10 protein-coding genes are annotated in these 11,509 nt (G+C 62.3%); 5 read left to right on the top strand and 5 right to left on the bottom strand.

Annotated elements, in window-relative coordinates; genetic code table 11:
• Window positions 1–30: 30 nt before the first annotated feature.
• Both SJY10_RS07635 and SJY10_RS07630 read right to left on the bottom strand, forming a co-directional pair.
• A complete protein-coding gene (locus SJY10_RS07635; protein ID WP_386681157.1) occupies window positions 31–1,311 on the bottom strand; it encodes a DUF3422 family protein in 1,281 nt (426 codons plus the stop codon).
• 144 nt (window positions 1,312–1,455) lie between these two features.
• Window positions 1,456–2,631 carry a type III PLP-dependent enzyme gene (locus tag SJY10_RS07630; protein WP_386681155.1) on the bottom strand — a complete coding sequence of 392 codons (1,176 nt, stop codon included), beginning with the start codon at window positions 2,629–2,631 and terminating at the stop codon, window positions 1,456–1,458.
• 227 nt (window positions 2,632–2,858) lie between these two features.
• Between SJY10_RS07630 and SJY10_RS07625 the strand changes: the two genes are divergently transcribed.
• Entirely contained in the window at window positions 2,859–3,413 is a 555-nt protein-coding gene (locus SJY10_RS07625) for a pseudouridine synthase (protein WP_386681153.1), read from the top strand.
• An 85-nt stretch (window positions 3,414–3,498) separates the two neighbouring features.
• Window positions 3,499–4,923: a methyl-accepting chemotaxis protein gene (locus SJY10_RS07620; protein WP_386681151.1), complete on the top strand. Its 1,425-nt coding sequence runs from the start codon at window positions 3,499–3,501 to the stop codon at window positions 4,921–4,923.
• A gap of 73 nt (window positions 4,924–4,996) precedes the next feature.
• Here the strand turns inward: SJY10_RS07620 and SJY10_RS07615 are convergent, their stop codons facing one another.
• From SJY10_RS07615 to SJY10_RS07605, 3 genes are all read right to left on the bottom strand, one after another.
• Window positions 4,997–6,514: an NAD(P)(+) transhydrogenase (Re/Si-specific) subunit beta gene (locus SJY10_RS07615; RefSeq protein WP_386681149.1), complete on the bottom strand. Its 1,518-nt coding sequence runs from the start codon at window positions 6,512–6,514 to the stop codon at window positions 4,997–4,999.
• Window positions 6,515–6,524: 10 nt separating this feature from the next.
• Window positions 6,525–8,099 carry a Re/Si-specific NAD(P)(+) transhydrogenase subunit alpha gene (locus SJY10_RS07610; protein WP_386681147.1) on the bottom strand — a complete coding sequence of 525 codons (1,575 nt, stop codon included), beginning with the start codon at window positions 8,097–8,099 and terminating at the stop codon, window positions 6,525–6,527.
• Between the two features lie 93 nt (window positions 8,100–8,192).
• A complete protein-coding gene (locus tag SJY10_RS07605; protein ID WP_386681145.1) occupies window positions 8,193–8,630 on the bottom strand; it encodes a methyltransferase family protein in 438 nt (145 codons plus the stop codon).
• 61 nt (window positions 8,631–8,691) lie between these two features.
• Between SJY10_RS07605 and SJY10_RS07600 the strand changes: the two genes are divergently transcribed.
• The 3 genes from SJY10_RS07600 (at window position 8,692) to map (ending at window position 11,507) form a co-directional block, all read left to right on the top strand.
• Entirely contained in the window at window positions 8,692–9,453 is a 762-nt protein-coding gene (locus tag SJY10_RS07600) for an SDR family NAD(P)-dependent oxidoreductase (protein ID WP_386681143.1), read from the top strand.
• Window positions 9,454–9,537: 84 nt separating this feature from the next.
• Window positions 9,538–10,725, top strand: coding sequence for a kynureninase (kynU, locus tag SJY10_RS07595; protein ID WP_386681141.1), 1,188 nt, complete (start codon window positions 9,538–9,540; stop codon window positions 10,723–10,725).
• A gap of 32 nt (window positions 10,726–10,757) precedes the next feature.
• The gene (map, locus tag SJY10_RS07590) at window positions 10,758–11,507 is read left to right on the top strand and encodes a type I methionyl aminopeptidase (RefSeq protein WP_386681140.1); all 750 of its coding nucleotides are present in this window, start codon (window positions 10,758–10,760) and stop codon (window positions 11,505–11,507) included.
• Window positions 11,508–11,509 lie beyond the last annotated feature (2 nt).

The following is an 11,509-nucleotide window of genomic DNA, read 5'->3' as shown; positions in this document are numbered from 1 at the left end:
TTTCACCGCGAAAAGCCTGAGGGCCAGCGCCTACTCCAGATGCTTTTTCAGGCGCTGCAGCATTAGCCAGACGCCGGTCAGAACGACAGGCGTCACAAGCGAGGCCATGACCGTCTTGGAAATGCCCAGCTGGTATTCGAGCGGCCCTAGAACATACATTGCCAGACTGACCGCGTAATAGCTGATCGCAACCACGGACAGCCCTTCGACCGTGCGCTGCAGGCGCAGTTGCAGGTCCGACCGCCGGTCCATGCTTTCCAGCAGATCGCGGTTCTGGGCTGATCGCTCTACATCCACCCGCGTGCGCAGCAAATCCCCCGCCCGCAAGGCGCGGTCCGACATCGCCTTCAGCCGCGCTTCGGTGGATTTCACCGTCCGCATCGCCGGATCAAAGCGGCGCATCATAAATTCGCCAAAGGTTTGCCGCCCGGCAAAACGCGCCTCGCGCAGGACGGTGATACGCTGGTTCACAATCGTCTCGTAAGCCCCAGTCGCGCCAAAGCGAAAGGCAGACTGCGCGACGATATTTTCCAGCTCTGCCGATACGGTCAGCAGGCTGTGCAGCAGCGCCGCAGGTTCGCCCACGGGGCCGCACATTTCCGCCAGCAAGGCGGTCAGCCGGTCGTCAATCGCGCTCATCTGCGGGGCCAGATCGCGGGCGCGGGACAAACCCAGCATCGACATCGCTTTATAAGTCTCGATCTCGCACAGGCGCTGCACCACGCGGCCGGTGCGGCGGGCGCCGGCCTCTGGCCGGGCAAAAATGGCAAAGCGCATGTGCCCGCCGGTATCGATACGGAAATCCGATGCGATCACCAACTCTCCGTCCAGCACGCGGCTGATGGCTAGGCTTTCCGGCACGAACCAGTCGTCCACCTTTTGCGTGATGACCACGTCGTCGGCCAGCGCCTCGATCCGGATCAGGGCAGAGGTGATGCGCACCCCCGGCGCCTGCTGCAGCCAGTCTTCGGGAAACACGGTAAAGGATGCGGCGTCATAGGGCCGGTCCGCGACCCCGTCCACAAAGACGGTAAAGGTCACAAATTCCGTATGGCTTTCCCACTTCAGCAGATGCTTGCCGATCTGCCCCGAATAATGCGTCGCCCCCGGCTGGGGATGTGCCGCGCCAAAACGGTCCAGCAGCGCGATCAGATGCGCCCGGTCCGCGTCCCTGTCCCGTCCGGCCGCATTCTGCGCCGGTTTGACAGCCAGGTAGGCCGCCCGCGCCGGGGCTTGCACTACGGGAAAGGGCCGCGCGTGCAGCTCGTTCGCCATGGCATAGCGCAAAGGGTGGTCTTCGATCTGGGGCATAAGGGTCGCTTTCGGTCCGGTTTGCCCCGAACCTAGACGCCTTTGCCGCCGGGCAAAACAAAAAACCTTGCATCCACAAATGCTTAGCGGCGCACCGTGGTATACAGTGCGCCGCCAGCCGTGCCGATAATTTCGAAAAAGTGCTTAGATCACAACCACATCAAGTGGCGGGAAGCCGTTGAAGCAGACCGACGAATAGGTCGAGGTATAGGCCCCGGTGTTGCGGATCAGCACCCGGTCGCCGGATTTCAGCGTCAGCGGCAGGTTCATCGGGCGCTTTTCATACAGTACGTCCGCGCTGTCGCAGGACGGACCCGCCATGATGCACGGGCCGACCGCATCGCCGTCACGGTCGGTTTCGAACTGATAGCGGATCGCCTCGCCTTCGGTTTCGGCCAGACCGGAAAAGCGGCCGATCGACAGATAAACCCAGCGATGCACATCGCGGTCGGATTTGCGGCTGACCAGCATGACTTCGCAGGCGATCACACCTGCTTCGGCGACCATGCCGCGGCCCGGCTCTGCCATGATGCGGGGAATATGGCCGAACTTTTCATTGACCAATGCGATGACGCGGGACGCATAGACCGTCGGCGTGTCGATCGCCTCGCCGTAGAAGGCAGGAAAGCCACCGCCGATGTTCAGCAAGGTCAGCTCGTGGCCCGCGTCCTTGGCCGCTTTCCAGATCTCGCTCATCTGGTCCAGCGTGGGGGCCCACATTTCGGCCCGGCGGGTCTGCGATCCGACATGGAAAGAGAAGCCGACAGGTGTCAGACCAACCTCTTTGGCGTAGTCCAGCAGCACCAGGGCAAGGCCAGCATCGCAGCCGAACTTGCGGGTCAGGGGCCAGTCGGCCTCTGACGTCTCGACGATCAGGCGGATATAGACCGACGCGCCGGGGGCGTGTTCGGCGATCTTGTCCAGCTCTTCCTCGGCGTCGGCGGCAAACAGGGTGATGCCAGCGCCATGCGCCCAGGCAATGTCAGAGGCCCGCTTGATCGTGTTGCCATAGGAAATCGTATCGGGATGCGCGCCAGCGGCGATGCACATCTCGATCTCGCCCTTAGAGGCCGCGTCGAAATGCGAGCCCAGCGTGACCAGGCGTTCCAGCACCGGCTTGGCCGGGTTCGCCTTGACGGCGTAGTGGATGTCCGCATGACCAAGGCCGGCCTTCAGCGCGTTGTACTGTTCTTCGACGCGGTCGCAGTCGATGATCAGGGTCGGTTTGTCGAAATCGCGCCCGGCGACATAAGCGTCCAGTTTGGGGGTGGCGACACGAACAGGCGCCGCAGCGCCAGCAGTTGATGCAATCATGGTCATCTCCAGTAGACCCGGCCATTGGAAGGTATCAACCGTTCCGAGACCGCTCAGTTCCAAGGGAGACGTTACCGTCGCTGCGTGAACATTGCAAAACTGCAGGTCAGAGGCGCGTGCGTTGGCGTCTATAAAGGCGCATGTGAGGCAAAGCGACCTGTCGATCAAGTGGGTATTTTGCCCTGCGTGCATTTAATTTTGCACCGCGCCCCGCACCGCGCTACACCCCGGCTATGACACGCCTGATCCTGCTGAACAAACCCTTCGATGTGCTGTCGCAATTTACCGATGCGCGCAGCCCGTCCCCGCGCCCGACCCTGTCACAATTTATCGATGTGCCAAGGGTTTACCCTGCAGGCCGCCTGGACCGCGACAGCGAAGGGCTGCTGTTGCTGACCGACGACGGCGCGCTGCAGGCCCGCATCAGCGATCCGCGCTACAAGGCGGCGAAAACCTATCTGGTGCAGGTTGAAGGTATCCCCGATGACGCGGCGCTATCGGCTCTGCGCGGCGGCGTGACGCTAAAGGACGGACCGACCCGGCCCGCAAAGGTGCGGCGCATCGACACCCCGGATTTGTGGCCACGCAATCCTCCGGTGCGGTTTCGCAAATCCGTGCCCGATTGCTGGCTGGAACTGACTATCACCGAAGGCCGCAACCGGCAGGTCCGCCGCATGACCGCACATGTGGGGCATCCGACGCTGCGCCTTGTGCGCTGGCAGATCGGCGACTGGACCCTGGACGGGTTGGCCCCCGGCACATGGCGCGACGCGGCGGTTTCTGGATAAGGGCAAGGGCGGCTCTGTTTACCGGTTCAAAACGAATTTCCCCTAGCTGTTGGCGCAATCGCACCCAGCAAGACGGACCCTGCCTATGACCGCACACCCTAGCCCGCTGCCAGCGGGACCGGTCGATCCGGATGGCGGCGGCGCTGACAACCACCGACTGAACCGCCTGATTTCCGGACTGGGATCGGAAATCGTAAATATCGCAGCTTTTCTGGACGATCTTCACCAGACCGCGGGCGAACAACTGCAAATGCTGGCCGACAGCCAGACTGCATTGGCATCGCTGAACCAGACCTGTGACACCATGGGCCGGACAACAGCGCTTTTGACCACATCGGCCAAAGCCAGCCTTGACGGTGTCGATGCCTCTGTCGCGACCCTGCGGGCCTCTGCCGAAACTTCGAAAGGTGTGTCGCGCTGGGTCACCGATTTCGAGGACCGCATCGCGCAGGTGCGCGATTCGCTGGAGGCTGTCGCAGCGGCGAATACGCAGATTGCCGATATTGCAGTGCATGTGAACATTCTGGCTATCAATGCGCGGATAGAGGCGGCACGCGCCGGCGACGCCGGACGCGGTTTTGCCGTGGTGGCGGATGCGATCAAGGCACTGTCGCATAAAACCACGGCCGCCGCGGATACTGTCACACAGCAGACGAAACACCTGACGCAAACCTTCGAAACCCTGCACAGCGAATCGCAGAACATGGCCACGGACGCCCGCGCCGTGATTGCCGCCGCCACGGCGACCGACAACGCGCTGATGGATATCGCAAGTTCGATCCGCGCCACAACGGAACAGTCCGGCCAGATCGCGGCCCAAGCCGCCCAGGTCGATGCGGCGACCAAGGACTTCGTCCCCGCCTTTCACCGCCTGTCCAGACTGGCCGGCGAAACGGGCGACGGCGTCACGCAAGCCACCAACCGCAGCACCGCCCTGATTGCGCGCAGCGAGGCAATCGTGCAGGCCGCTGCACTGATCGGCGGCACCTCTATCGATACGCCCTTTATCGATTTTGTGCAGACCGCCGCCAAGCGTATCACCGCAATCTGGGAAGAGGCGATTGCCACGGGCCGCATATCCCTGCGCGATTTGTTTGATTGCGACTACACCCCCTTGCCCGGCACCAATCCACAGCAATTCTGCACCCGCTTTACCGCCTTTACCGACAGGACGCTGCCGGCGGTGCAGGAGCCGGCACTACAGCTTGATCGCCGCGTCGTTTTCTGCGCCGCCATTGATCAACACGGCTATCTGCCGACCCATAACGCAAAGTTTTCCCAGCCTCCCTCTTCGGATCCGGTCTGGAACGGGGCGCATTGCCGCAACCGGCGCATATTTGACGATCGGGTGGGCTTGAAATCAGGACGCAGCACCGCGCCGTTTCTGCTGCAGGTCTATCGCCGCGACATGGGGGGCGGGCAATTCGTGATGATGAAGGATGTCTCTGCGCCCATTACCGTGCAAGGCAAGCATTGGGGCGGTCTGCGCCTGGCTTATACCTTTGACTGACGCAAAATGCCCGCAGCGATTAGGCTGCGGGCATTGATGAAGCCGCCGAAACATCGGCAGTTCCGTGGCCTGATCAGTCGATCTTTGGCAGCAGCTCTTCCAGCGACTTTTTCGCATCGCCGTAGAACATCCGGGTATTGTCCTTAAAGAACAGCGGATTTTCGATGCCCGAATAACCGGTGCCCTGCCCGCGCTTGGACACGAACACCTGCTTGGCCTTCCAGACTTCCAGCACCGGCATACCGGCAATAGGGCTGTTGGGATCGTCCTGCGCGGCGGGGTTTACGATGTCATTAGACCCGATGACGATGGCCACGTCGGTGGTGGGGAAATCGTCGTTGATCTCGTCCATTTCCATGACGATGTCATAGGGCACCTTCGCCTCTGCCAGCAGCACGTTCATGTGGCCGGGCAAACGACCTGCAACCGGGTGGATCGCAAAGCGCACATCCTTGCCCTGCGCCCGCAGCTTGGTCACCAGCTGGCTGACGGCCTGCTGCGCCTGTGCCACGGCCATGCCGTAACCGGGAATGATGATGACGCTGTCGGCTTCGTTCAGTGCCGTTGCCACACCGTCCGCATCGATGGCGACCTGCTCGCCTTCGACTTCCATCGCGGGGCCGGTGGTGCCGCCAAAGCCGCCCAGGATCACCGACACAAAGGACCGGTTCATCGCCTTGCACATGATATACGACAGGATCGCGCCCGAAGAGCCGACCAGCGCGCCGGTCACGATCAGCAGGTCATTGCCCAGCGTGAAACCGATCGCCGCCGCCGCCCAGCCGGAATAGCTGTTCAGCATCGACACCACGACCGGCATATCCGCACCGCCGATGCCCATGATCAGATGCCAGCCGATAAAGCCTGCGATCAGCGTCACCAGCACCATCGTCCAGATGCCAGCACCCTGCGCAAACATGATGCCTAGCAGCACCGACACAATCAGCGCCGCAGCATTTAGATAGTGGCCAGAGATGAAGGGGATCGCATTGCCTTCGCTTGGCAGCATCAGCTTTTTCGGCTTGCCGTCGACCTTGCCGGCCAGCTTGCCAAAGGCCACGATAGAGCCGGTGAACGTCACCGCACCGATAAAGATACCAAGGAAAACCTCGACCTTCAGGATCGCGATTTCCACCGCGTCCTTGTGCCACAGCTTTTCACCAAAGCCTGTCAGCTCTGTGCCTGCGGGGATCGCGACGGTGTGGCCGTCCGCAATCGTCGGCACGCCCATCGCTGCCGCCTGCATCTGCTGGACGGCGTGCAACATGATGTCGGCATTCAGGCCGATGAACACCGCTGCAAGACCCACAAAGGAATGCAGCGCCGCAACCAGTTGCGGCATTTCGGTCATCTGCACCTTGCCAGCCACATAGTAGCCCGCAAAGCCGCCCGCCGCGATGGCGATCAGGATCAGGAATACGTTGTAAACGCCTGGTCCAAAGACCGTCGCCACCACCGCAATCGCCATGCCTGCGATGCCATACCAGACCGCCCGCTTGGCGGATTCCTGATTGTTCAGGCCGCCAAGGGCCAGGATGAACAGAACGGCTGACGCGATATAGGCCGCCGATGTGATACCTACTGAAAACATGGAACCCTCCTCAGGACTTCTGGAACATGGCAAGCATGCGCCGTGTGACGAGGAACCCGCCGACAATGTTGATGGATGCGATCAGCACCCCGATAAAGCTTAGCAAGACAACCAGCCAGTTGCCGGCCCCGATCTGCAGCAATGCGCCAAGGATGACGATGCCGGAAATCGCGTTGGTCACGGCCATTAGCGGCGTGTGCAGGCTATGTGCCACGCCCCAGATCACCTGAAAGCCAATAAAGCAGGACAGCGCGAAGACGATGAAGTGGCTCATGAAGCTTTCGGGCGCAAAAGCACCGACCAGCGCCAGCAGCAGGCCGCCAACGACCAGCAAAGTCACCTGCGACTTCGTCTGCGCCTTAAAGCTTGCGGTTTCCTGCGCGCGCTTTTCCGCGGGCGTCAGTTCCTTTGCCTTTTCCTTTTTCGGAGCCGCCGCGATGGCCGCGATTTTGGGTTTGGGCGGCGGAAAGGTCACTTCGCCTTCGTGTGTGGCCGTGGCACCGCGGATGACATCATCATCCATGTTGTGGTCGATCACGCCGTCTTTGCCCGGCGTCAGATCGGACACCATGTGGCGCACGTTCGTGGCATAAAGCAAGGATGCCTGCGTCGCCATCCGCGACGGGAAATCGGTGTAACCCACGATAGTCACGCCGTTTTCCGTGACGATCTTTTCGTCCTTCACGGTCAGCTTGCAGTTGCCGCCCCGTTCTGCAGCAAGGTCGATGATCACCGATCCGGGCTTCATGGCGTCGACCATATCCTTGGTCCACAGTTCCGGCGCATCGCGGCCCGGGATCAGCGCCGTCGTAATGACGATATCCATGTCGGGGGCAATTTCGCGGAATTTCTTCAGCTGAGCTGCGGTGAATTCCGGGCTGGACACAGCGGCATAGCCGCCTGTCGCGGACCCGTCCGTCTGCTCTTCGTCGAAGTCGAGAAAGACAAACTCTGCCCCCATCGATTCGACCTGCTCGGCCACTTCGGGCCGCACGTCAAAGGCATAGGTGATCGCGCCCAGCGACGTCGCCGTGCCAATAGCGGCAAGGCCGGCCACGCCTGCGCCCACGACCAGCACCTTGGCGGGCGGCACCTTGCCTGCAGCAGTCACCTGACCGGTAAAGAAGCGGCCAAAGTTGTTGCCCGCCTCGATCACCGCGCGATAGCCGGCGATATTGGCCATGGACGACAGGGCGTCCATCTTTTGGGCGCGCGAAATACGCGGCACCATGTCCATCGCGATGACCGTCGCACCCTGCCCGTTAGCCGCGGCCAGCAGATCTGCGTTCTGGCCCGGATAGAAGAAAGAGATCAGCGTCTGGTCGTCGCGCAGCAGCGCAACCTCTGCATCCGAAGGCGGGCGCACCTTGGCGATGATATCGGCATGCGCAAATAGCGCGGCGGCAGTTTCCACCACGGTCACATCGGCGGCGCGATAGGCGTCGTCGGTAAATCCGGCTTTCAGACCCGCGCCTGCCTCGATCAGGCAGGTATGCCCCAGCTTTTGTAAATCCTTGGCCGAGGCGGGTGTCATCGCAACCCGGGCCTCGCCCTCATATGTTTCTTTTGGTGCGCCGATCTTCACGGGCTATCCCCTCTTCAGTATTCTAGTATACCACATAGCTGGTTGCTTATTTGCACGCAACATTATTTCACAACTGAATGGTTGCAAGGTGTTTCACACCCATCGGCGCACGGCTTTGGTATAATCCGTGAAAGCGGTGCCAAAGGCGGCGTGCAGACGCGCCTCTTCTGCGGTGATGAAATGGGTGGTAATCCAGATGGTGAAAACCGGCACTGTGGCCAGGCCCAGCGGGGCCTGCCACCACAGGCAAAGGCCGGTCAGCAGCAGCACATCGCCAAGGTAGATCGGGTTGCGGGTGCGGGCAAAAATACCCTGCGTCACCAAGGCATCCGGCTGGCGGTGCGGAATGACAGTCGTGCGGGCGCGGGTCATGGTGATGACCGCCGCCAGCATCAGCGCAAGCCCTGCCGCAACCAGCGCGATCCCCGCCCATTGCAGCGCAGCGCCGCCTGCTGTCACAACGCTGCGACTGGCCCAGACCACGGCAGCCGCCAGGGCCAGCCAGACGGGCGGTAAATCGAAGTATTTCATAAAGCTTTCCCTTGCACGCGCGGACCCGACCAGTAGCATCGCGCCATAAGCGGAGGATATCATGGAACACACCGGCAAGCACGCCCTCGTCACCGGCGGCGGCAGCGGCATTGGCCGCGCCATTGCACTGGCGCTGGCAGAGGCAGGCGCAGAGGTCACGATCACAGGCCGCAGGGCGGACCCCCTGCAGGCACTGGCGGACGAAAACCCCCGCATCCACCCCTGCGTGATGGATGTATCGGACGAGGCCCCCGTGCGCGACGGAATCGCAAAGTCTGCCGCCGCGCGCGGCCCTGTCGCGATCTGCATCGCCAATGCGGGAATCGCCGAAGGCGGCCCGTTCATGAAAACCAGCCTTGCCGACTGGCGCCGCACGATGGCCACCAACCTTGACGGTGTATTCCTGACCTTTCAGGCCGCGCTGGAAACCCTGCCCACCGATCTGGCGGGGCGGTATATCGTTGTCAGCTCTATCGCCGGTGTGCGCGGATTGAAAAACGCGATTCCCTATTCCGCATCCAAACACGGCGTCATCGGTCTTGTGCGCGGCCTAAGCGAGGAATTCATGCAAAAGCGCCCCGTGACCTTTAACGCGCTTTGCCCCGGTTATGTCGACACCGACATCGTCCAGAACCAGCTGCCGGGCCTGATGCGCCGCTTTGATGTGGACCGCGCCGGAGCAGAGGCCTTGATCGCTGGCGGCAACCGGCACCAGCGGTTGCTGCAGGTGGACGAGACGACCGCCGCCGCAATCTGGCTGTGCTCTGACGCTGCGCGCAGCGTCAATGGCCAGACAATCGAAATTGCCGGCGGACAGGTCTAGACGCCGGGACCTTTCACCGCGACAAGTCAGCCAATCCGCAAGGTCTGCACCTTGCGCCTTTCCACACCGCACAAGGACAAGAGCATGCCATTTCAATCCCGCAAGGATCAATTTCACCTGCCGGACGGGATGATCTACCTCGACGGCAACTCTCTTGGTCCCTTGCCCCGCGCAGCGGCGGATCGCGTGGGCCGGACCATGCTGGCCGAATGGGGCGACATGCTGATTACCGGCTGGAACAAGGCAGGCTGGATGGCGCAGCCCATGGCACTGGGGGACCGGATCGGGCGGCTGATCGGGGCAGAGCCCGGCCACGTCACCACCGGCGACACCTTGTCGATCAAGGTCTTTCAGGCGTTGTCCGCCGCGCTTGCCATGACAGATCGCAAGGTGATCCTGTCGGACAGCGGCAATTTCCCATCGGACCTTTATATCGCCGAAGGATTGATCCGCGCCTTTGACCGCGATCTGGAACTGCGCGTCGTCGCGCCAGAGGAGGTGGCGGCGCATATCACGGATGACGTCGCCGTCCTAATGCTGACACAGGTCGATTACCGCACCGGACGGTTGCACGATATGGCGGCCCTGACGGCGCAGGCCCAGGCGGCTGGCGTCATTACGGTCTGGGATCTGGCCCATTCGGCGGGGGCGATGGCCGTCGATGTGGCGGGCTGCCACGCCGATTTCGCGGTTGGCTGCACCTATAAATACCTGAACGGCGGCCCCGGCGCGCCGGCCTTCATCTATGTTGCGCCGCGCCATGCACAGACCGCCGCCCCCGTGCTGGCGGGCTGGCTGGGGCATGATGCGCCCTTTGCCTTTGAACCCACCTATCGCCCCGGCGACGGCGTCGCCCGTATGCGCGTCGGCACGCCCCCCGTGATCCAGATGGCCGCGCTGGAGGCGGCGATGGATATCTGGGACGGCGTTGATATGACCGATATCCGCGAGGCCAGCATCGCCCTGACCCAGCGCTTTATCACAGGAGTCGAGGCAGCTTGCCCTGAGCTAGAGCTGGCCAGCCCCCGCGATCCCCAGATGCGCGGATCGCAGGTGTCATTTCGCCACGCCGAAGGCTATGCTGCCATGCAGGCCTGCATCGCGCATGGCGTCGTCGGCGATTTCCGCGCGCCGGATATCATGCGCTTTGGCTTCACGCCGCTGTTCATAAACGAAAGCGATGTTGATGCGGCGGTGGCGGTCATTGCGCGGGTGATGAACGATAAGCTGTGGGACAATCCGCAATTTCAGGCGCGCTCCGCCGTCACCTGACAACGCCAAGTCCCCAGCCTGAAAGGCCCACCATGACAATCACGCAAGACGACGAATTGCAGGGGCTTCAGGTCATCGGCCGGATCGTGGCCAATACGGTCCGCGCCATGAGCCGTGCGCTGGAGCCGGGCATTACCACGCGCGAGTTGGACGATATCGGCCGCGCCCTGCTGGATGCGGCGGGCGCTGTGTCCGCGCCAGAGGCGACGTATGACTTTCCCGGTGCCACCTGCATCAGCGTAAACGAAGAAATCGCCCACGGCATCCCCGGCGCACGGGTGATCAAGGCGGGCGATCTGGTGAACATTGACGTATCGGCCAGCAAGGACGGCTTTTTCGCAGATACCGGCGCGACCTTTCAGGTGCCGCCCGTCAAACAACGCATGGACCAGCTGTGCCGCGACGGGCAGCGGGCAATGCAGATCGGTATCGCGCAGGTCGGGCACGGCAAACCGCTGGCGGGGATCGGCAATGCCATCGGGCAGTTTGCGCAAAAGCGCGGCTATAGCCTGATCCGCAATCTGGCCAGCCACGGCGTTGGCCGCGCCTTGCATGAAGAGCCGTCAGAGATTGCGACCTGGCCCACCCGCGGCGACCGGCGCCGTATCCACCGCGGCATGGTCATGACGGTAGAGCCGTTTCTATCCCGCGGGGGCTTGCTGGCGATGGACGGCGCGGACGGATGGACGCTTTACGCCGATCCCCCCGCGCCTGTCGTGCAATACGAACACACCATCGTTGCCACGGACAAGGGCGCGATCATCGTCACCCTGCCCGGCTAAAT

It is taken from the genome of Loktanella sp. R86503 (assembly GCF_042466455.1).
In the GTDB taxonomy this organism is placed as follows: Bacteria; Pseudomonadota; Alphaproteobacteria; order Rhodobacterales; family Rhodobacteraceae; genus Loktanella.
The sequence above is the reverse complement of the archived record's forward strand: the minus strand, read 5'-3'. Positions and strand labels throughout refer to the sequence as shown.

What these genes read in the sequence shown, in the direction of transcription:
- SJY10_RS07625 (WP_386681153.1), top strand. Translation starts at nt 2,859, where the DNA reads ATGACACGCCTGATCCTGCTGAACAAACCCTTCGATGTGCTGTCGCAA.
- SJY10_RS07605 (WP_386681145.1), bottom strand. Translation starts at nt 8,630, where the DNA reads ATGAAATACTTCGATTTACCGCCCGTCTGGCTGGCCCTGGCGGCTGCC.
- SJY10_RS07615 (WP_386681149.1), bottom strand. Translation starts at nt 6,514, where the DNA reads ATGTTTTCAGTAGGTATCACATCGGCGGCCTATATCGCGTCAGCCGTT.
- SJY10_RS07630 (WP_386681155.1), bottom strand. Translation starts at nt 2,631, where the DNA reads ATGACCATGATTGCATCAACTGCTGGCGCTGCGGCGCCTGTTCGTGTC.
- kynU (WP_386681141.1), top strand. Translation starts at nt 9,538, where the DNA reads ATGCCATTTCAATCCCGCAAGGATCAATTTCACCTGCCGGACGGGATG.
- map (WP_386681140.1), top strand. Translation starts at nt 10,758, where the DNA reads ATGACAATCACGCAAGACGACGAATTGCAGGGGCTTCAGGTCATCGGC.
- SJY10_RS07620 (WP_386681151.1), top strand. Translation starts at nt 3,499, where the DNA reads ATGACCGCACACCCTAGCCCGCTGCCAGCGGGACCGGTCGATCCGGAT.
- SJY10_RS07635 (WP_386681157.1), bottom strand. Translation starts at nt 1,311, where the DNA reads ATGCCCCAGATCGAAGACCACCCTTTGCGCTATGCCATGGCGAACGAG.
- SJY10_RS07600 (WP_386681143.1), top strand. Translation starts at nt 8,692, where the DNA reads ATGGAACACACCGGCAAGCACGCCCTCGTCACCGGCGGCGGCAGCGGC.